A 20510-nucleotide genomic window follows, 5' to 3' on the forward strand; every position below is an offset into this window, starting at 1 on the left:
GCCGGCCGCCGTCGAGACGGACTGCGATGTCATGGAACCGGACCTGTATGCGGGCGGCCGGGCGGGCCGGCACCCGTGCGACTGTTCGATCAACGAGCGGAACGGAGACGCCCGAGCCGGAATAGCGGCCACACAGGGCCGGGAATCCAACGAGCGGTCCCCGTCAGCCCGCCACTATGCCAGTGACAGCCGAAAGATACAGGAATCCAGCCGAGCGCTCCGAGTTTGCCGCTGGATTCCGGGCTCGCCGCGGAGCCCGCGCCCGGACGGCGCGGAGCGCCGATCCGGGTGCGGCGCCCCGGAATGATGGCGCACTGATGACCCGAAAACAGTATGAGGAGAGGCCGCCCCGGGCCGTCAGCTCGTCCGCGTCTTGTAGGCGCCGCCGAGGAGCCACGCATCGAAGGCCGCCGTGATGGCGACGCCGGTGACGAGGCCGTCGCGCCAGTCGTCGCGGTCCGGCCGTAGCCGCGCCATCCAGCCCGCACCGAACGCATCGGTGCTCAGCAGCTCCGGATGCTCGACCAGCTCCGCATTGTGGCCCAGCATGATGCCGTCGAACGCGGCGCGCGCCGCGCCGACCCATTTGCCGCCTTCCACCATGGCGAACCAGCGGTCCTTCTCGACCGCCTGCCCGGTCCGCTTCGGCGTGAACACAAGCACGTCGCCCATCAGCGCGGTGGCCCAGGGCGTGAAGCCGGCCCGCACGGCGCCGTCCGCCTCCGGCGCGTACCAGATCTGGTTCTCCATGTCGTAGAACAGATCGTCGGGATAGTCGGCGTCGAGCACCTTCGCCACGGCATCCTCGCGGTTCGATCGAGCCGGTTCCGAAAGATCGGCGCTCGCTCGTGATGTTGCCGGATCGCATTTTCGACGGCGAACCGGCGTCCACTTCGCCGGAAAATGCTCTAGTAGGTCAGCACCCGGCCGTCGCCTTCCATCAGGTCGCGGATCATCGCGGCCGCCCCCATCATGCCGCTGCATTCCGGAATCAGCTCGTCCTCGGTCATGTCGAACAGATCGAGATTGGCCGGGCAGGCCCAGAACCGCGCGCCCTGCTCGTGCGCCTCGCGAATCCAGTCGAGCACCGTCTTCGGATGGCCGGGCTTGATGCGGATCGCCGCGGCGACGCCCTGGCGCATCAGCCGTCCGGCGGTCGCCGTGCAGACGACGTCGACCTCGTAGTCCATCGCGGCCGCCACGGCCGCATGATAGAATGGCGCGCCCAGCTCCTCCGGGTTGCGCGGGTCGGTGTTCATCAGCACGATCAGCAGGCGTCGGGCCACTGTCCGTCTCCGGCCTCCGCGGCGTTTCAGAAATCGACCAGCGGCGTCTCGGGCATGTAGCGGTCGAACAGGCTCCAGAACGGCGTGCCCCGGCTCTCGACATACCAGCCCTCGAAGTCGGCGAGCGCCGCCTGGGGCGAAGGATCGGACTCGTCCTCGCCGGTCAGGCTGCGGAACAGGGCCTGGAGCACCGGCGCGAAGCGCACCGCCACCTCGTCGCGCGCCTCGCTGTCGGTCGCCCAGCCGAGCTTCGCACGCAGCGCCGCAAGGCCGCAGGCCACGGCGACCGGCTCGTCCTCGGCGGCCGCCATCGCGTCGGACAAGGCCCGCACCAGGCCGAGCCGCCGGTACGCGAAGGCACGCTCCTGCTCCAGTGCCGCGATGCGCTGTGCCGCCTCCTGGCGGTACTGCCGTTCCGCCGTCTCGGCGTGGCCGGCGGCGGCTTCGAGGGCGCGCAGCACCGGCAGGGTGTCGACGACGGTCATGGCACGCTCCGGCTCCGGATGGGTGGCGGAAGAGAATGGGAGTCGAACCCACCAGAGACCGGCTCGCGGCCCCTCCCGGATTTGAAGTCCGGACGCCCCACCGGGGACGATTCTCTTCCAGGCTCCGTCTCGCCCGGATCGGACGTGATCCGGCCGGGCGATAGCACATCGGTCATCCTCGCGCCCGACCCGAACAGATCGAGCCGATGCCTGTTCATGCGCCGCAGATCGCCGCGCCGCAAGGTGACGCCGTGACGATCGAAGAACTCCAGGATCTGGATGGCGACCTTGCGGCCGTTGTCGAGACGGTCGCGCAGCTGCGCCGCCGCGAAGGTGCCGTCGGGGCTCGTAGCAGCCACGTCGGCCGCGATGGCGACCATCTCGGCGACGGTCTCCCTCAGGAAGTAGTGGTCGTGGGCGACCTCGTCGACGCGGGCGCTGCGCGCCGACAGCTTGAGGACCCGCCGGACGTCAGGCTCGGGCACCGCCAGCAGGCCGGCGAGATCGCGCACCCGTGGCGGCCGGAACCGCTCGGCGCCGGCGAGCTGCGGCGCAATGCGCTGCCACAGCCGCTCCTCCGCCTCGCTCAGCCGCACCACATGGCCGGGCCGCCGCACCCAGGCGCCATCGAGCGCCACCACGCCGGCCCGCGCGAGGCCCTGGAGCAGCGCCCGGAACGCCGGCGCCGGCAGCCGCGGCTCGACCTGCATGCGCAGCCGCTCCAGCCCGAGGCCCGGCAGGTCGGGATTGTCGGCGTGAAAGCCGTCGAGGATCGCGCCGAGGCTCCGCGTCAGCGCCGCGGCGGTGTCGGGCGCCAGCCCGATCTCGCGGTCGCGGTCGGCGATGCGAACGAGGGCGAGATCGGCGGCGAGGCGGTCGCGCTCGTCCGCCGACAGCGCGTGATCGCGCCCGAACGCCGTCAGGTCGACGAGCCAGGGGGCGCGGCCGACGAGGGCGGCGAGCGCCGCGGCCGGGCTCGGCAGCGCCAGCGCGTCGAGCTGGGCGAGCCGCTCGGGCGTGCGCCGCTTGCGGGCCGGCGCCCGCAGATCGAGGAAGCGACCGCCCCCGAGGGTGCGGCTCGCCGAGACGTCGCGCAGCACGAAGCGGTCACCGGCCGCGGCGGCGATCGGCCGCTCCAGCACGAGCTGGACGCGACCCTCGCGGCCTGGTGAGAGCGGCGCGTCGTCGAGGAGCACGATGCGGGCCCCGACCTCGGTGGCGGCGTGATGGAGCCGCACCGGCAGCCATTGGGACACGGCGCGGGTCTCGCTCGGCAGCAGGCGAAGCCGCGCGTCGATGCGGTCGGCGGGCGCATGGAGCGCCGGGTCGAGCACCACGTCGCCACGATGGATGGCGTCCTTGGCGATCGCCTCGCCGGTCAGCGCCAGAGCGCAGCGGTCGCCGGCCCGCCCCGCCTCGGCCGGCCGGTTCTGGGCATGGATCGAGCGCACCCGGGCGGCCAGCCCGCTCGGGCTCACGGTGAAGCGGTCGCCGACCGCGACGCGGCCGGACAGCACCGTGCCGGTCACCACCGTGCCGGTGCCGGCGAGCGTGAAGGAGCGGTCGACGGCGAGCCGGAAGGCGCCGGCATCGGCGCGGCGGCCGAAGTCGCGGGCCGCGGCGAACAGCCGAGCGCGGAGATCGTCGATTCCCTCGCCGGTCACCGACGACACCGGCACGACCGGCAGCCCGGCGAGCCCGGTGGGAGCGAGCGCCTCGGCGATCTCCGCGGTCGCCTCGGCGCGGCGCTCCGCCGTCACCAGGTCGGCCTTGGTGAGGGCGACGACACCGTGGCGGATGCCGATCAGATCCACGATGGCGAGGTGCTCGCGGGTCTGCGGCATCACCCCGTCGTCGGCGGCGACCACCAGGAGCACGACGTCGATGCCGGTCGCCCCCGCCACCATGGTGTGGACGAAGCGCTCGTGCCCCGGCACGTCGACGAAGCCGAGCACGCCGCCGTCCGGCGCCGGCAGATAGGCGAAGCCGAGCGCGATGGAGATGCCGCGGGCCTTCTCCTCCTTCAGCCGGTCGGTGTCGACGCCAGTCAGCGCCCGCACCAGCGCGGTCTTGCCGTGGTCGATGTGGCCGGCGGTGCCGATGATCACCGGGCGGGCTCCGTGGTGGTGCCGGGGGTCGGCAGTGCCGCGAGCGCGCCGACCAGCGCCGCGTCGTCGTCGAGGCAGCGCAGGTCGAGCACCAGCGCCCCGTCGGCGACGCGGCCGATCACCGGCACCGGCAGGGCGCGGAGCGCCGCCGCGAGGTCGCTCAGCACCCGGCCGCCACCGCGAGCGCCCCGCGGCACGGCCTGCGGGCGGACCGCGAGGCCGGCGCTCGGCACCGTCGCGGTCGGCAGCGCGCCGGAGCCGATCTGGCTCGCGCATTCGACCGCCTCCACCGCGACGGCGGGACCGAACGCGGCGGCGACGGCGGGCGCGAGGCGCCGCGCCTGCGCCAGGATGTCGGACTGCGACCGGGCGAGGTGGCGCACCGTCGGCAGCCGCTCGGCGAGGCGGTCGGGATCGCGGTAGAGCGCCAGCGTCGCCTCCAGCGCCGCGAGGCGGATCTTGTCGATCCGCAGCGCCCGCTTGAGCGGATTGCGGTTGAGACGGGCGATCAGCTCCTTGCGCCCGACGACGAGGCCGGCCTGCGGGCCGCCCAAGAGCTTGTCGCCCGAGAAGGTGACGAGATCGGCCCCGGCCGCGACCGCCTCGGCGACCGTCGGCTCCGGCGCCAAGCCGAAGCGGGCGAGGTCGATCAGGCTGCCGGAGCCGAGATCGTCGACCAGCGGCACGCCTCTCTCGCGCGCCAGCGGGGCCAGCTCACGCGCCGGCACCGCCGCCGTGAAGCCCTCGATGCGGTAGTTCGAGGTGTGGACCTTGAGGATCAGCCCGGTGCGCGGCCCGATCGCCTCGGCATAGTCGCGCAGGTGGGTGCGGTTGGTGGTGCCGACCTCGACCAGCCGGGCGCCGGCCCGCGCCATGATATCGGGCATCCGGAAGGCACCGCCGATCTCGATCAGCTCGCCACGCGACACGATGGCGTCGCGCCCCTTGGCGACGGTGTTGAGCACCAACAGCACGGCGGCGGCGTTGTTGTTGACGACGGTGGCGTCCTCGGCGCCGGTCAGCTCGCGCAGCAGGCCGCGGACGTGGTCGTCGCGCTCGCCGCGCCGGCCGGTCGTAAGATCGAACTCCAGCGCGATCGCGCCCCGCATGGCGGCGGCCGCCGCCGCGACGGCCGCCTCGGCCAGCACGGCGCGGCCCAGATTGGTGTGCAGCACCACGCCGGTGAGGTTGAGCACCGGACGGACGGCAGGGCGCGCCGCCGCGGCGAGCCGCGCCAGCGCCGCCAGCGCGATGCTCTCGGGGCCGGCGCTCTCGGGGCCGGCGGCCGCTTCGGCGCTCCACGCGGGCGCGCCGGCTCCCGGGCCGGCCCGCAGCGCTGTCCGGATCTCGTCGAGCGTCGCTCGTACCACGGCCACCGTCGCCGTGCGGCCATGGGCCGCCACCGCCGCCTCGGCCGCGGCGGTGCGCAAGACCTCGTCGACCGAGGGCAGACGGCGGAGCAGGCCGGTGGCGGCCGTCATGACGCCCTCAATAGCCGAGCATGAACGGATCGGTGCTGCCGCGGGCGAGCCCCGTCTCGCGCACCAGGAGATCGAGCCCGAGGCTGGCCACGTCGTCGGCCACCGGATCGAGCGCCGGGTCCTTGTGCTGGTGGAGGATCTTCACATACCGGCGACACTCGGCGCAGGTCTCCACCTTCACGGTGCCGGGACCGCCCTCGATCTCCTGGAGCGAGATGCCCTTGGTGGAGCCGCACATCACGCATTTGATGCGGACGTGATGCCACTGGGTGCTGCACAGGGAGCAGACGCAGTAGCGGGTGCCGTGGGCGCCCTGCCGGCCGGTGATCAGCGACACCCCCGGACGGCTGCCGCAGGCCGGGCACACGCCGTCGCCGATCGGATGCAGCGCGGCGGGATCGATGAGCGCGGCGCGGCGCGCGAAGTCCACCTGGAGGGCGGCGGCGACCAGCACATGGCCGGCGATCGCCTCCACCGGAATCTGATCGGCCAGCACGGCGCGCATCATCACGGTGCGGCTGTCGGCATCGGCCTCGACGAGGTGGCGCAGCGCCGCCCGGGCCGGGTCCGGCATGTCGCAGTCGGCGAACAGGACGAGCAAGCGATCGAGGGTCGCGGTGCAGGTGACATCCGGCTCGAAGCCGGTGCGATCGATCGGCGGCATGCTGTGCATGCGCGCCCTCGCCAGCATGGCGGGGTCGGGCGCCGCCGCCGGCGGCAGCTCCTGCTGCACCCAATGCTGGGCACTCGACAGGTCGGCCAGGAAGATCAGGTACGGCTTGAGCGGATGCTCGTCCGCCAGCGCCCGGAAGCGGTCGCTGCGGCGCAGGAACAGGGTTTCGGGGTCGGGGCGCACCGCGAAAGCGGGGGCCGAGATCTCGCCGAGCACCCCGAAGGCCCCGCTCGATCCCCCGGACGATCCGACATCACTCATCACTCACCTCACGAACCGCACGGGCCACGTGACACGCGGGCTTCCACGATCGATCGGGCGCCGGCCGGCGACGGCCTCCACTCTACGACCCGGCGGCGCGCCCGTCCAAGCCCGCCCTCGCCGGCGACGACGGGCCACACGGCCGACCGCGACCGGGCGCTCGCGGCCGGTTGTTGCGGCCAGCCCCGCGGCGCGTCGGCGATACCGAAGTGGCGTGGCGCCGGCCGCACGCGGCCGGCGCCGCCGAGACGGTCACTCGGCCGGGGTCGCGGTCCCGCGGTTGGCCTTCGGATCGGCGGCCAGCTCGCGCAGCCACTTGCGATGGTGCCGCCACGCCCAGCCGCCGGTGACCCGGCCCTTGATCATCGCCGTCATGGTGCCGCGCGCCCACAGGGCGCCGTACACGTGCACGATGACGATGCAGATCATCACGATGGCGGCGACGGAATGGATCAGCACCGCCCACCGCTTCTGGTCGACCGTGGTGTAGGCCGCGAAATACTGCTCCCAGATGACCAGGCCGCTGGCGATGGAGATCATGATTAGGATTCCCATCCACCAGAACACCGCCTTCTGGGCGAAGTTGTAGCGGCCGACCTCCGGCATGTCCTCCTCGTGGCCGATCAGGAAGACATGCAGCTTCTTGAGCCAGGTGCCGTCCGTCGGGGTCCACAGGTTGACCTTCCAGAAGCGGAAGAACAGGCCCATGTAGCCGAGGAACAGGAACAGCCCGATCCACGGATGGATGGCCCGCGTGTTGGAGCCACCGCCGAACAATCCGGTGAGGAAGTAGAGCGCCGGATGGAACAGCGCGAGCCCCGACAGGGCGAGCAGCACCAGGCTCGCCGCGGTCATCCAGTGATTGAAGCGGGCGGCCGTCGAGTAGCGGTCGATGACCACCGGATCGCCCGGGTGGAGGGCGTCGCCCTCCACGATCTCGTCGCGTCTCATGGTGACGCCCTTTCCTTGGTTTCCTCCTCGCGGGCGAGCCGCTGGGCGTTGGTCTCGTCCTCGCGGGAGACCTCGCTACGCCCGGCCACCAGGCGGTGCAGCACACTGCCGACCGCCAGCGCGCCGATGGCCGCGAAGCCGGCATACTTGGCGACGCCCTTCCACAGCTCGACCAGCGGGCTGATCTTCGGGTTGTTGGGCAGGCCGGCATAGATCTCCGGCTTGTCGGCGTGATGCAGCACGTACATCACATGGGTGCCGCCGACGCCCGGCGGATCGTAGAGGCCGGCGTTCTTGTAGCCGCGCGACTTGAGATCCGTGATGCGCCCGTCGGCGTGCTTCTTCATCTCCTCCTTGGTGCCGAACACGATCGCCTGGGTGGGGCAGGCTTTCGCGCAGGCCGGCCCCTGCCCGACCGCGACGCGATCGGAGCACAGCGAGCACTTGTACGCCTTCTCGTCGACGCGGGAGATGCGCGGGATGTTGAACGGGCATCCCTTCACGCAGTAGCCGCAGCCGATGCAGTTCTCCTTCACGAAATCGACGATTCCGTTGGAGTACTGGACGATGGCGCCGGGGGCCGGGCACGCCTTCAGGCAGCCCGGGTCCTCGCAGTGCATGCAGCCGTCCTTGCGGATCAGCCATTCGAGGTTCTGGGTCTCCGGGTTCACCCATTCGGTGAACCGCATGAGAGTCCAGCTCGCCGGCGTCAGGTCGTGCGGGTTGTCGTAGACGCCGGTGTTGACGCCGACCTCCTCGTGCTGGTCGTTCCACTCCAGGCAGGCCGACTGGCACGCCTTGCAGCCGATGCACTTGGAGACATCGATCAGCTTCGCCACCTCGGTCTGACGCTGGGCCGGCGGCGTCACGGTGGAGGCCGAGCGGCGGATCAGATCCTTGTCGCCGAAGCGGGCGGGGCCGGGCGCCGTGGACGGGTTCGGAAGCGGGGGAAACATGGCCTGTCCTCCCTACGCGACCGGCCCGGCGACGGGCTCGATGTCGACCAGAAACGCCTTGTACTCCGGCGTCTCGATGTTGGCGTCGCCGACGAAGGGCGTCAGCGAGTTCGGCCCGAAGCCCTTGCGGGCGGCGCCGGTGAATCCCCAATGCAGCGGGATGCCGACGATATGGACGGTCTTGCCGTCGCAGACGAGCGGCCGGATGCGCTTGGTGACCACCGCCTTGGCGGTCACCGAGCCGCGTTTCGACCACACCCGCACGGTGCCGCCCGGCTTGATGCCCTTCTCCTTGGCGAGCTGCTCGCTGATCTCGACGAAGAACTCGGGCTGGAGCACCGCATTGGCGTGGGCGTGCTTGGTCCAGAAGTGGAAGTGCTCGGTGAGCCGGTAGGAGGTCGCCGCGTACGGGAACTCCTTGGCGTCGCCGAACTGCTCCATGTCGTTGCGGAACACCCGGGCGACCGGATTGCCCCGCACCTTGGGCGCGACCACGTTGACCACCGGCGACTCGAACGGCTCGTAATGCACCGGGAACGGGCCGTCCCGCATCATGCCGCGGGTGAACAGCCGCGACACGCCTTCCGGATTCATGATGAACGGCCCGACCTCCTCGGGCTTGGCGGTGGGCGCGATGTCCGGCACGTCGTAGCCGGTCCACTTGGTGCCGTCCCATTCGAGCAGCTTGCGGCTCGGGTCCCACGGCTTGCCGGAGCGATCGGCCGAGGCGCGGTTGTAGAGGATACGGCGATTGGCCGGCCACGACCATGCCCACTTGGAGTAGGCGCCGGTCTCGTCCGGATCGGTGGTGTCGCGCCGCGCCATCTGGTTGCCGGCCTCGGTGAAGCTGCCGGAATAGATCCAGCAACCGCACGCGGTCGATCCGTCGTCGCGCAGAGCCGCGAAGCCCGGCACCTGCTTGCCCTTGGCGATGACCACCTTGGTGGGATCGTTGGGATCGGTCAGGTCGGCGGTGGTGTAGCCGTTCAGCTCCTTGGCCAGTTCCTCCGGGCTCGGCTCGTTCGGGTCCTTGTAGCGCCAGTCCAGATTGAGGATCGGCTCGGGAACCGGGCCGCCCTCCTTGCGGTACAGCTCCTTCAGCCGCAGGTGGATCTGCGCCATGATCCAGGTGTCGTGCTTGGCCTCGCCGGGCGGCGTGCCGCCCGCCCAGTGCCATTGCAGCCAGCGTCCCGAGTTGACGAGAGAGCCCTCGTCCTCGGCGAAGCAGGTGGTCGGCAGCTCGATCACCTCGGTCTGGATCGCGGCCGGGCTCACATCGTTGTTGGCGCCGTGATTCTCCCAGAAGCGCGCCGTCTCGGTCTGCAACGGGTCCATCACCACCAGGAACTTCAGCTTCGACAGCGCGGTGGTGATCTTCTTGCGGTTCGGGAACGACAGCAGGGGGTTGAAGCCCTGGCAGAAGTACCCGTTCATCTTGCCCTGATGCATCAGCTCGAAGGCCCGCAGCACGTCGTAGGCGGGCACGTCGAGCTTGGGCAGCCAGTCGTACGCGAAGGCGTTGTCGGCGGTCGCCGCCTCGCCCCACATCGCCTTCTGGAAGCTGACGAAGAACTTCCGGTAGTTCTGCCAGTAGCTCATCTGGCCGGGCCGCAGGGGCTTGAAGCCGCGCGTCGCCATGTAGGCGTCGAAGCTCGGCTCCCGCTCGGTCGGGATCGTCAGGTATCCGGGGATCAGGTTCGACATCAGGCCGATGTCGGTGAGCCCCTGGATGTTGGAGTGCCCGCGCAGCGCGTTCATGCCGCCGCCGCGCACCCCGATATTGCCGAGGATGAGCTGGAGCATCGCCATCGCCCGGATGTTCTGCGACCCCTTGGAGTGCTGGGTCCAGCCGAGCGCGTACATCGACGTCATCGTGCGGGTCGGCGACGCGCACTCGGCGATCATCCGGGCGATCTGGACGAACTTGTCCTTCGGGGTGCCGCAGATGCGCTCGACCATCTCGGGCGTGTAGGTGGCGACATGCTGCTTCAGCAGGTTCCACACACAGCGCGGGTTCTGGAGCGTCTCGTCGACCACCGCATAGCCGTCCGGGCCGATCTCGTAGTCCCAGGTCGAGCGGTTGTAGTCACGCCGGCTCTCGTCGTAGCCGGTGAACAGCCCGTCCTGATAGGCGAAGCCCTCCTTGACCACATAGGCCGCGTTAGTGAAGGCGCGGACGTAGTCCCACTGCACCTTGTCGGTCTGCATGCAGTGATTGATGACGCCGAGCAGGAACGCGATGTCGGTGCCCTGGCGGATCGGCGCATAGACGTCGGCGACCGACGCCGTGCGGGTGAAGCGCGGGTCGACCACGATCAGCTTGGCGCCACGGTTGGCCTTCGCCTCCGTGACCCACTTGAAGCCGCAGGGATGCGCCTCGGCGGCATTGCCGCCCATGACGACGACGAGGTCGGTGTTCTTGATGTCGGTCCAAGAATTCGTCATCGCACCACGGCCGAACGTCGGGGCCAGACTGGCCACCGTCGGGCCGTGTCAGACACGGGCTTGGTTGTCGAACACCACCATTCCGGTGCTGCGCACCACCTTGTAGGTCGCCCACGCCGTCTCGTTGGTCGTGGCGGAGGCGGCCAGGAAGCCGGTCGTCGTCCACCTGTTCACGGTGACGCCGTCGGCGTTCTTGAGAACGAGGTTGCGGTCGCGGTCGTCCTTCATCAGCCGGGCGATGCGGTCGAGCGCCTGCTCCCAGCTCACACGCTCGAACTTGTCGGAGCCCGCCTTGCGGATCTGCGGATAGAGCGTCCGCGTCTTCGAATGCACCACGTCGAGCAGCGCCGAGCCCTTCGGGCACAGGGTGCCGCGATTGGTCGGATGGTCGGCGTCGCCCTCGATGTGGATGATCTCGGCCTTCTCGCCCTTCTTCAGGTCACCCTTGGAGTACAGGATGATGCCGCAGGCGACCGAGCAGTAGGTGCAGGTGTTGCGGGCTTCCGCCGTGTTGGCGAGCTTGAACGGCCGGATCGACGCCGCATGCGCCGCTTCGACATCGCCGAAGCCGAAGGCGCCGAGCGTCGTGCCGGCCACTCCCGCGCCGGCGCCGGCCAGAAAGCCGCGCCGCGAGAGCTCCATGTTCATGGACATTCCCTCCTGTTTGAGTTGGTCGCCGCGTTGCGCTGGACCTGCGGGGACGTTGGACGACAGCAGCCTCGCGGCGCTCTCGGATCAGCGAGTCAGATGGTCGGCAAAAAGGCTATTTTGGAGACATCCCAAAGTCAAAACGATTCGAGATCGAGGCGAGCCGAGACCCACGATTCGAAGAGGAAGCACAGGTATTTTCGTGCACCCGTCTCTATTGCGACGCACCATGAGATAGACGGACCGTCGTGGCGGCTTGACAGTCACAGAAGCTAATACCGACTTTAGGAGAATAGATCGGATCACGGTTGACCGCAGGGCACGCGGGCCGGCACACTGCCGGGGTGATCTCGACGACGGCTCCCGAGGCTCGGGGCAACTCCTTTCGCTCGCTCGTACGACCCGGATGGTCATGCCGCGGCGTCTTCCGCACGCGGTGCTCGGCTGTGGTCTCGACAGCCGGAGACCCGCCGTGCGAGCACGCGGTGCAGTGCGAGCCGACGCAGTGCGGCGGCCGCCAGAGTGGCCGCAGGACGCGCGGAGCAGGTCGGCCCCGCTTTGCCGCGACGCTCCGTCACACCCGGGCAAAGCGCGCACGGGACCGCGAAACGTGCCGCATCGGCGTGCCGTTCATCGCGCCGTCCGCCGCGCCCTCGACGGGAGAGTGCCGTCCGCATGACATCGGACTCGACCATGGAGACGGTGCTGGATCTGCGCGGGCTGCTGTGCCCGCAGCCGGTGCTGCGTGCCAAGAAGGCGCTGCGCGCCGTGCCGATCGGCGGCTCTCTGGTGCTCGAATGCACCGATCCGCTGACCGTGATCGACGTTCCGCATTTCGTCACGCAGACCGGCCACCGCCTCGTGGCGCAGGAGCGCGTCGCCGATCTCTACGTGTTCCGGATCGTCAAGCAGCGCTGAGAGCCCGTTTGGACCCTCGGACGCGGCCCGATCCCTGTCCCGCCCGCCCCGTTCGCCGCGTGCTCGACGCGGCCGGCGTGGCGGCGCGATCGCCCGGAGCTTCGCCATGACGATTCACGACGTCCGCCTCACCAGCCTCGCGCATGGCGGCGGCTGCGGCTGCAAGCTCGCCCCGGCGGTGCTTCAGAAACTCCTCGCCGGGCAGGCGGCCGGCGGACCGTTCGAGCGCCTGCTGGTCGGCACCGAGACCGGCGACGACGCCGCCGTCTGGCAGCTCGATGCCGACACCTGCGTGATCGCCACCACCGACTTCTTCATGCCGATGGTGGACGATCCGTTCGACTTCGGCCGCATCGCCGCCACCAACGCCATCTCGGACGTCTACGCCATGGGCGGCCGACCGATCATGGCGCTCGCCATTCTGGGCATGCCGATCGACAAGCTGGCGGCCGACGCGATCCGGCAGATCCTGGCGGGCGGCGCCGCCATCTGTGCCGAGGCCGGCATCCCGGTCGCCGGCGGCCACTCGATCGATTCGCCCGAGCCGATCTACGGCCTCGCGGTGATCGGCACCTGCCGGCCCGAGCAGGTGCGGCGCAATGCCGACGTGCGGCCGGGCGACGATCTCATCCTCACCAAGCCGCTCGGCGTCGGCATCTACTCGGCGGCGATCAAGAAGGGGCAGCTTCCGGCCACCGCCTATGCCGAGATGATCGCGTCGACGACGCGGCTCAACCGCATCGGCGCCGAGATCGGTCGCGATCCCGCCGTGCATGCCGTGACCGACGTGACCGGCTTCGGCCTGCTCGGGCACGCGCTGGAGATGGCGCGCGGCTCCGGCGTGACGCTGACGGCATCGCTCCAGGCGGTGCCGCTGTTCGCCGAGGCGGCGCAGCTCGTGCAGGCCGGCTGCGTCACCGGGGCCTCGCACCGCAACTGGGCGAGCTATGGCGACGCCGTGATGTTGCCGGACGAGCTTCCCGACTGGCGGCGCCACCTCCTCACCGACCCGCAGACCTCGGGCGGACTGCTGATCGCCTGCGCGCCGGAGCGCACCGACGATCTGCTGCGCACCGTGATCGCGGCCGGCTATCCGGGAGCGAGCCGCATCGGCCATGCCGAGATGGGACCGGCGGCGATCCGGGTGGTGACCTGAGCGGCCCTGCGGCTCCCTCGCCCCGCGGAGCGAGGAGAGGTGAGCCAGAGCGGGCGCTGGTCCGACCGGATCAGCTTCGGGTCCGGACGTTCTGTGGGATCGTATTGTCTCCGACGAGCCGGACTTTAAGGCGAACCCGGACGTCCGCGCGCCGGCGCTTCCCCTCCCTCGCCCCGCGGAGCGGGGAGAGGGTGGCGAGGACCGAAGGTCCGAGCCAGGTGAGGGGCCGCAGCGGTTGCGGCCACACTCGGTGTCGCGATGGGTGGTGACGCCCCCTCACCCGGATCGCAGGTCTTCGACCTACGATCCGACCTCTCCCCGCAAGCGGGGAGAGGTGAGGCAGTGCGGACGCCGCGCTCCCTCGCCCCGTGGAGCGGGGAGAGGTGAGCCAGTGCAGACAAGCGGCGCGTCACTGCGGCATGCGGGCCAGCAGGGTTTCCAGCATGCGGGCGCCCGCCTCGCCCTTGTGGGCGCGGCTCCACTGCTCCGTGATGGTCGACTTGAACAGGCGCACCGCCTCCGGGGTCGCGGTCACCATGGCGATGCCCGACGTGATGTTGGGATGATCGCCGAGCCGATAGGGGCTGAGGGTGACGGCGACGCTGTCCTTCGCCTCGAACACCTGGAAGGTCTGCGACGGCGCCTGATCCTCGACGATGCCGATCTGCACCCCGATCGGCGGATGCACCAGCAGGGCGGCCAGCCGCTCCACCTCGCGCGCGGCCGCGCGGCGGCGCTCGCGCACCACCTCGGCCGGCAGGTCGAAACGCCCGACCAGGCCCGAATGCAGGAAGCGCTCGACATCCGGGCCGCTGACGATGCTCAGCACCGGCGTGTGCCGCCTCGCCGCCACCCGGCGGCGGGCCTCCAGGATCGCCATCACGCCGTCGATCACCGCCCGCACCGCGGCCGGATCGCGATGAGTGGCGGCGATGCCCTCCATCAGCATGGTGCGCAGGTGGCCGAGATACTCGTCCGACAGCAGCAGGAACGAGAACGGCGAGAAGTTGCCGAGGACGTGAACGGCGTTCTCCTCGAGCTGGCGCATGCGCTCGAAGAACGATATCGCGCTGGCGTAGTACTCGACCCCGACCCCCATCAGCGAGGGCAGCGAGATCTCCAGGAGATCGGAGATCTTCTCCAGGGTCTCGATCTTGACGAGCTCGCCGCGCTCGAGCCGGTACACCGCCGCGCGCGACACGCCGATCTGCTCGGCGATCCGGCTCACCGTCAGATTTTTGCCGAGCCGGTAGGCGCGCAGCCTCCGCCCGATCTCGGCCAGATGGTCCCCCATCGCGTCCTTCCCCCGATCGGCTAGGCGTCCTGCCGGACCTTTCGGCAACGCGCACCGCCGACCTGCGGTTGTTCTTGTCTCATTTTTTGTATGCAGCGCAACAGGAAACCGGACCACGCGGCGATCCGCTCCGAGATTTCCACCACATCGCGTGGTGGGCGCGACAGCTCGAACCCACCGAATCGGACTATGGCGCGAAAATTGTCCACTACCGAGGGGTGAACTGCTGATCCGGGCGGGCTCACCCGCGCCGGGTTCTCCCCTGCCATTCGCAGAAATTCTGCGCGCCTGAATTGTCAGAAGTGTCTCAATAATGATACAGGAACCTGGGGGGCCTCCCGCACGGGGTGGCCGTTCAGTCTCGTCACCGCATTCAGGAGAGGACCATGTCGGCTGTCTCGGACTCCGCCCTGTCGGCGGGAGAACAGGAAAGCTACGCGAGGAAGGCTCTGTGGGGCTCGGCCATCGGCTATGCCATGGACGGCTTCGATCTGCTCATCCTCGGCTTCATGCTGTCGGCGATCGCCGCCGAGCTGCACTTCACGCCGGCGCAGTCCGGTTCGCTGGTCACCTGGACGCTGGTCGGCGCGGTGATCGGCGGCGTCGTGTTCGGCATGCTCAGCGACATCTACGGCCGGGTGCGGGTGCTGACCTGGACCATCCTGCTGTTCGCAATCTTCACCGGCCTGTGCGCCTTCGCCCAGGGCTATTGGGATCTGCTCGCCTACCGCACCATCGCCGGGCTCGGCCTCGGTGGCGAGTTCGGCATCGGCATGGCGCTCGCCGCCGAGGCGTGGCCGGCCGAGAAGCGCGCCCGCGTCTCGTCCTATGTGGGCCTCGGCTGGCAGGCCGGCGTGCTGCTCGCCGCCTTCGTCACGCCGCTGCTGCTGCCGATCATCGGCTGGCGCGGCATGTTCGCGGTCGGCATCCTGCCGGCGGTGGTCGCGTTCATCGTTCGCCGCACCATCGGCGAGCCGCCGATCTTCGTCGAGAAGTCGAAGGAGCGGAAGGTGCTGCCGCTCGGCCTGCTGGTCAAGGACGTTGAGACGACCAAGATCAGCCTCGGCATGTTCATCCTCTGCTCGGTGCAGAACTTCGGCTACTACGGCGTGATGATCTGGCTGCCGAACTATCTCGCCAATCGGTTCGGCTACACGCTGACCAAGTCGGCGGTGTGGACCTCGGTGACGATCATCGGCATGGCGTTCGGCATCTGGCTGTTCGGCCAGCTCGCCGACCGTTTCGGCCGCCGGCCGATCTTCTTCCTCTATCAGGCGGGCGCCGCCATCTCGGTGATCGCCTACTCGCAGCTCACCGACCCGATGCACCTGCTGATTGGCGGCGCCATCATGGGCATGTTCGTCAACGGCATGCTGGGCGGCTACGGCGCGCTGATGTCGGAGCTGTATCCGACCGAGGCGCGGGCGACGGCGCAGAACGTGCTGTTCAATCTCGGGCGCGGCGTCGGCGGCTTCGGCCCGCTGGTGGTCGGGGCGCTCGCGGCGCAGTACTCGTTCGCGGTGGCCATCGGCCTGCTGTCGATCCTCTACGTGGTCGACATCATCGCCACCGCCCTGCTGATCCCGGAGCGCAAGGGCGCCCCGCTGACCTGAGGCGGGCCGCATGAGGTGGCCCCTCCGGCGCGGCACGCCGCGCCGGTCTGGTCCGGACCTCGACGAGCCCGCCCGAGGGGCGCACTCGCCGCCGAAACCCGCCAGGTAGGCCGGGTGCGCCCCTCGGACTGCCCGATCCCGACACGGATCGCGCCACGATCGCCGATCCGCCACGACGGTGCCAGAACGCAAAAGAGTGCCCCACGGGGCACTCTTTTTTTGTGCACGTCGTGTGGTGCCGACGGCGAGCGAGAGCGGGCACGCGGCGCCCCGGACGGAGGCGCGCGGCGGATGCCGCTCAGCCGAGATCGGCGGCCGCGATGGCGTTGAGGGTGGCGAGCTGCTCGGCCGCCGGCGCGCGCAGCGACGCGGTGGCCCGCTCGGTGAACGCGATGAGGTGGTCGAACGCCTGGTCGGCGACGTCGCCGGTCAGCGGATGCTCCTCGTAGGAATCGATGAAGCGGCCGACCAGCAGGCCGAGGATCTGATAGAGCGCCACATGCTCGCGGTCGGTGGTCGCGAGGTGGAGCACCCGCTGCTGGAAGTCCTTGTAGGTCCGAAGGCCGTTGTGCTGCGACTTCAGCCAGGTGAGCAGTTCGTCCAAGAGCGTTCCCTCCCTCATGCGGCATGGACGGCCGGAGCGCGTCGCCCGGGCAACATCCACGGAGAAGAAACTACCGTTAGTACCACAGCAAGCGGAAAAAAAAAGAGAATTGATGAGATGGAAAGACCCTGGAGAAATCCGGGAAACAACTGGCCCGGCTCTGCACACTGTCATGAGAGCGTTGTTCCGGCGGTATAAATTTGAAGGTTCCCGCGCCCCGCCATTGACAAGACGGCGCCCACCTGCGAATGTCTCAAAAAAGAGACGGTCGCGGCCGCCCGCACTCGATGATGTCCATCGGAGCCCGGCGGCCGGATTCGATTCGAGCGCGGGGCCGACCCGGCAGGGTCGGGTCGCCCGCGCCCCGGTCAGAAAGGGCGCCATGGGCCAGACGATCAGCCTGCAAACGGTCAGCCCCGACGATGCGCCGAGCCCGGCCGCAGCCGTCCTCCCCGCTCCGGCCGCCGACGTGCTCGGCGTCGTCGTCTCGCATGTGTGGCTGAACGACGAGTACCGTCACCTCGTGCTCGAGGCACCGGAGCCGGCGCCGCTCGCCCGCGCCGGCCAGTTCTTCAATCTCGAATGCCCGCATACCGCGGAGGACAAGCCGTATCTGCGCCGGCCCATGAGCCTCTATCGGGCCGATCCGGCGAACGGCATCGTCGAGTTCCTCTACAAGGTGACCGGCGTCGGCACCCGCGGGCTCGCCTCCATCAAGGTCGGCCGCACCATGCGGCTGCTCGGCCCGCTCGGCGTCGGTTTCTCGATCGATCCGGCGGCGCGCAGCATTGTGGTGCTCGGGCGCGGCGTCGGTCTGGCGACGCTCGCACCGCTGGCCGAGCTGGCGGCGAGCCGCGGCGTCGCCGTCACGGCGATCCTCAGCGCCCGCACGCCCGCCACCGTCATGTCGGTCGACCGTTTCGCGGCGATCGGCGCCCGCATCGAGATCGTGCTGGACTCCGACGGCAGCAGCGATCCCGCCAATGTCGAGCGCATCCTGCGCGCCTGCGCGGCGGAGGGTCGCGCCGACGCCTTCTATACCTGCGGCTCCAACCGGCTGATGCTGCTGATGCAGCGCCTCGGCCGCGAGCTGTCGATCCCGGGCGAGGTGGCGCTCGAGCAGCAGATGGCCTGCGGTCTCGGCATGTGCTTCTGCTGCGTGCGCAACTTCTCGGTCGGCGGCGACATCGAGGCGCGGCGGGTGTGCAGCGAAGGCCCCGTGTTCCGGCTCGACGAGGCGATGCCATGGTAGACGCCCGCACCGACTCCCATGTCCCGGCGCTCGGCGGCGGTGGCGATGCCGCCGCGGTCGACAGCCGCGTCCGCATCGGCGACCTCGTCCTGAGGAATCCGGTGATGCCGGCCTCCGGCACCTTCGCCGAGGGGCTCGCCCCCGTGGTGCCGTTCGAGCGCCTCGGCGCGCTCGTCACCAAGACGGTCACGCCGGAGCTGCGCGGCGGCAACCCGACCCCGCGCGTCTGCGAGGTCGGCCAGGGCATGCTCAACTCGATCGGCATCCCCAGCAAGGGCCTCGACTACTTCGTCGCCCACACGGTGCCGTTCTATCGACAGTTCTCGACCCCGCTGGTGGCGAGCATCTCGGCCCCGTCGGCCGATGCCTTCGCGGCCGGCGTCGAAAAGCTCGCGGTGCCGGGCGTCGCCGTCATCGAGGCCAACATCTCCTGTCCGAACATCGAGGAGGACGGCAAGGCGTTCGCCATGGACCCGCGGCCGACCGCCCAGGTCGTCGCCCGGATGCGCCGCGCCACCACGCTGCCGCTGTGGGTGAAGCTGTCGCCCAACACCGGCGATATCGCCAGCGTGGCGCGGGCCGCCGCCGATGCCGGCGCCGATGCGCTGGTGGTCGGCAACACCATCCTGGCGATGTCGATCGACATCGAGACGTTCCGGCCGCGCCTCGGCAACGTGATGGGCGGGCTCTCCGGTCCCGGCCTCAAGCCGATCCTGGTGCGGATGACCTATCAGTGCGCCCGCGCCGTCTCGATCCCGATCATCGGTTGCGGCGGCATCGCCACCGCGGCCGACGCCATCGAGTACATGCTGGCCGGCGCCAGCGCCGTGCAGGTCGGCACCGCCACCTTCGTGCGGCCGACCGCCATGCTGTCGGTCATCGACGGCCTCGCCGCCTTCTGCGCCCGCAAGGGCATCGCCCGCGTCGCCGATCTCACCGGCGCGCTGCACGACACCGACATGAAGGTCGAGGCCCACGACCACGATCACGACCATATGAGCGAGGCCGTGTCATGAGCGACGCCGCCGTCGTCCGCCTGCCCGAGCCGCTGCGCCTGCGCGACATCGCCGCCGACCTGTTCGACGCTCTGCGCGAGCGCAGCTTCGACGGCACCGGCATCACCCGCGAATGCTACGACGAGGGCGAGAACGCCGCCATCGCGCTGTTCCGCGAGACCGCCGAGCGGCACGGGCTGGAGGTGCGCTTCGACGCCGCCGCCAACATGATCGTGTCGCTGCCCGGCGACACCGGCAGCAAGCCGGGCCTGCTGCTCGCCTCGCATGCCGACTCGGTGCCCCAGGGCGGCAACTTCGACGGCGCCGCCGGCATCGTGGCGGGGCTGCTGACGCTGATCCGCCTCGCCGCCGACGGCACCCGCCCGCCCTGCCCGGTGCGCGTCATGGTGCTGCGCGGCGAGGAGAGCGCCTTCTACGGGCGGGCCAATATCGGCTCGCGCATCCTGTTCGGCCAGATCGATCCGCGCGACCTCGCCGCCAAGCGCCGCGGCAGCGGCCGCACGCTGCGCGAGGCGCTGACCGCCACCGGCATCGACGCCGACGCCGTGGCGGCGGGGCGCCGCATGATCGATCCGGCGACCGTCAAGGCGTATCTGGAGCTGCACATCGAGCAGGGCCCGGTGATGGTGGCGCGCAAGTTTCCCACCGCGGTCGTCACCGGCATCCGCGGCAACCTGCGCCATCGCGCCATCGTGTGCCGCGGCGAGGCCGGCCACTCCGGCACGGTGCCGCGCTGGCTGCGCCGCGACGCGGTGTTCGCGGTGTCGGATCTCCTAATCCGTCTCGACGAGCATTGGATGCGGCTCCTGGAGCGCGGCCTCGACCTCGTCGTCACCACGGGCGTGATCGGCACCGATCCCGACCAGCAGGCGATCAGCCGCATTCCCGGCGAGGTGACCTTCTCGTTCGAGGTGCGCAGCCAGAGCTACGAGACGCTGGAGGCGTTCTACGAGCTGTTCCGCTCGGAGTGCCGCGCGGTCTCCGACATGCGGCACGTCAAGTTCGAGTTCGACGATCGCGTCTATACCGAGCCGGCCCGCATGGACGAGGCGATCGTCCGCAAGCTGGTGGCGCTGTCGGAGCGCCTCGGCCTGCCGAGCGAGACGCTCGCCTCGGGCGCCGGTCACGATGCGGCGGTGTTCTCCAACGGCGGTATCCCGTCCGGCATGATCTTCGTGCGCAATGCCAACGGCTCGCACAATCCGGCCGAGGCCATGGACCTCGACGACTTCATGCGCGGCGTCGAGCTGATGCACGCCTTCGCGGTGGACGGGCCGTGAGGCCGGGCGCCGCACGCGCCGCGGGTATCCCGCAGCGTGGCGGCGCCGTTTCTCCTTTCCCGTCGCGCCCGACGCACTCCGGG

At 70.1% G+C, this 20510-nt stretch carries 16 protein-coding genes, 1 tRNA gene and 1 pseudogene; 6 read left to right on the plus strand and 12 right to left on the minus strand.

Annotated elements, in window-relative coordinates:
• Nucleotides 1-357 precede the first annotated feature (357 nt).
• From ACFQUV_RS09280 to fdnG, 10 genes and pseudogenes are all read right to left on the minus strand, one after another.
• Nucleotides 358-798: a glycine cleavage system protein H gene (locus tag ACFQUV_RS09280; RefSeq protein WP_165364183.1), complete on the minus strand. Its 441-nt coding sequence runs from the start codon at nt 796-798 to the stop codon at nt 358-360.
• A gap of 110 nt (nt 799-908) precedes the next feature.
• A complete protein-coding gene (locus tag ACFQUV_RS09285; protein WP_111388290.1) occupies nt 909-1286 on the minus strand; it encodes a DsrE/DsrF/DrsH-like family protein in 378 nt (125 codons plus the stop codon).
• 26 nt (nt 1287-1312) lie between these two features.
• The gene (locus ACFQUV_RS09290; RefSeq protein WP_129611604.1) at nt 1313-1771 is read right to left on the minus strand and encodes a hypothetical protein; all 459 of its coding nucleotides are present in this window, start codon (nt 1769-1771) and stop codon (nt 1313-1315) included.
• A 23-nt stretch (nt 1772-1794) separates the two neighbouring features.
• A tRNA-Sec gene (locus tag ACFQUV_RS09295) sits at nt 1795-1890 on the minus strand.
• 156 nt (nt 1891-2046) lie between these two features.
• A pseudogene (gene selB / locus ACFQUV_RS09300) lies at nt 2047-3879 on the minus strand (selenocysteine-specific translation elongation factor); the annotation flags it as partial.
• Nucleotides 3876-5360, minus strand: coding sequence for an L-seryl-tRNA(Sec) selenium transferase (gene selA, locus ACFQUV_RS09305; RefSeq protein WP_129611606.1), 1485 nt, complete (start codon nt 5358-5360; stop codon nt 3876-3878). The pseudogene selB and the gene selA, both read right to left, overlap by 4 nt.
• A 7-nt stretch (nt 5361-5367) precedes the next feature.
• The gene (gene fdhE, locus ACFQUV_RS09310) at nt 5368-6294 is read right to left on the minus strand and encodes a formate dehydrogenase accessory protein FdhE (RefSeq protein WP_129611607.1); all 927 of its coding nucleotides are present in this window, start codon (nt 6292-6294) and stop codon (nt 5368-5370) included.
• 252 nt (nt 6295-6546) lie between these two features.
• Complete coding sequence (locus ACFQUV_RS09315; RefSeq protein ID WP_111387705.1) at nt 6547-7245, minus strand: formate dehydrogenase subunit gamma; 699 nt, start codon at nt 7243-7245, stop codon at nt 6547-6549.
• Complete coding sequence (gene fdxH / locus ACFQUV_RS09320) at nt 7242-8201, minus strand: formate dehydrogenase subunit beta (RefSeq protein ID WP_111387703.1); 960 nt, start codon at nt 8199-8201, stop codon at nt 7242-7244. The genes ACFQUV_RS09315 and fdxH overlap by 4 nt, the downstream gene beginning before the upstream one ends.
• A 12-nt stretch (nt 8202-8213) precedes the next feature.
• Nucleotides 8214-11294, minus strand: coding sequence for a formate dehydrogenase-N subunit alpha (gene fdnG, locus ACFQUV_RS09325; RefSeq protein ID WP_129611608.1), 3081 nt, complete (start codon nt 11292-11294; stop codon nt 8214-8216).
• Nucleotides 11295-11969: 675 nt separating this feature from the next.
• Between fdnG and ACFQUV_RS09330 the strand changes: the two genes are divergently transcribed.
• Together ACFQUV_RS09330 and selD are read left to right on the plus strand one after the other, a co-directional pair.
• Entirely contained in the window at nt 11970-12212 is a 243-nt protein-coding gene (locus ACFQUV_RS09330) for a sulfurtransferase TusA family protein (protein WP_129611609.1), read from the plus strand.
• A 106-nt stretch (nt 12213-12318) separates the two neighbouring features.
• A complete protein-coding gene (selD, locus tag ACFQUV_RS09335; RefSeq protein ID WP_129611610.1) occupies nt 12319-13368 on the plus strand; it encodes a selenide, water dikinase SelD in 1050 nt (349 codons plus the stop codon).
• A gap of 409 nt (nt 13369-13777) precedes the next feature.
• On the opposite strand, the gene ACFQUV_RS09340 is transcribed toward selD, so the two are convergent.
• Nucleotides 13778-14662 carry a helix-turn-helix domain-containing protein gene (locus tag ACFQUV_RS09340; RefSeq protein ID WP_129611611.1) on the minus strand — a complete coding sequence of 295 codons (885 nt, stop codon included), beginning with the start codon at nt 14660-14662 and terminating at the stop codon, nt 13778-13780.
• 386 nt (nt 14663-15048) lie between these two features.
• On the opposite strand from ACFQUV_RS09340, the gene ACFQUV_RS09345 reads away from it, so the two are divergent.
• The gene (locus ACFQUV_RS09345) at nt 15049-16275 is read left to right on the plus strand and encodes an MFS transporter (protein WP_129611612.1); all 1227 of its coding nucleotides are present in this window, start codon (nt 15049-15051) and stop codon (nt 16273-16275) included.
• A gap of 298 nt (nt 16276-16573) precedes the next feature.
• Here the strand turns inward: ACFQUV_RS09345 and ACFQUV_RS09350 are convergent, their stop codons facing one another.
• Nucleotides 16574-16879 (minus strand): hypothetical protein, encoded by a 306-nt coding sequence (locus ACFQUV_RS09350; RefSeq protein WP_111383719.1) that lies wholly within the window; start codon nt 16877-16879, stop codon nt 16574-16576.
• Nucleotides 16880-17261: 382 nt separating this feature from the next.
• Between ACFQUV_RS09350 and ACFQUV_RS09355 the strand changes: the two genes are divergently transcribed.
• The 3 genes from ACFQUV_RS09355 to ACFQUV_RS09365 are packed head-to-tail and all read left to right on the plus strand — an operon-like array spanning nt 17262 to nt 20427.
• Entirely contained in the window at nt 17262-18131 is an 870-nt protein-coding gene (locus tag ACFQUV_RS09355) for a dihydroorotate dehydrogenase electron transfer subunit (RefSeq protein ID WP_111383720.1), read from the plus strand.
• Nucleotides 18125-19147 (plus strand): dihydroorotate dehydrogenase, encoded by a 1023-nt coding sequence (locus ACFQUV_RS09360; RefSeq protein ID WP_111383721.1) that lies wholly within the window; start codon nt 18125-18127, stop codon nt 19145-19147. Before ACFQUV_RS09355 ends, ACFQUV_RS09360 begins: the two co-directional genes overlap by 7 nt.
• The gene (locus tag ACFQUV_RS09365; protein ID WP_378394685.1) at nt 19144-20427 is read left to right on the plus strand and encodes a Zn-dependent hydrolase; all 1284 of its coding nucleotides are present in this window, start codon (nt 19144-19146) and stop codon (nt 20425-20427) included. The genes ACFQUV_RS09360 and ACFQUV_RS09365 overlap by 4 nt, the downstream gene beginning before the upstream one ends.
• Nucleotides 20428-20510 lie beyond the last annotated feature (83 nt).

This window comes from Rhodoplanes sp. P11, assembly GCF_964266735.1.
Taxonomy (GTDB): domain Bacteria; phylum Pseudomonadota; class Alphaproteobacteria; order Rhizobiales; family Xanthobacteraceae; genus Rhodoplanes; species Rhodoplanes serenus.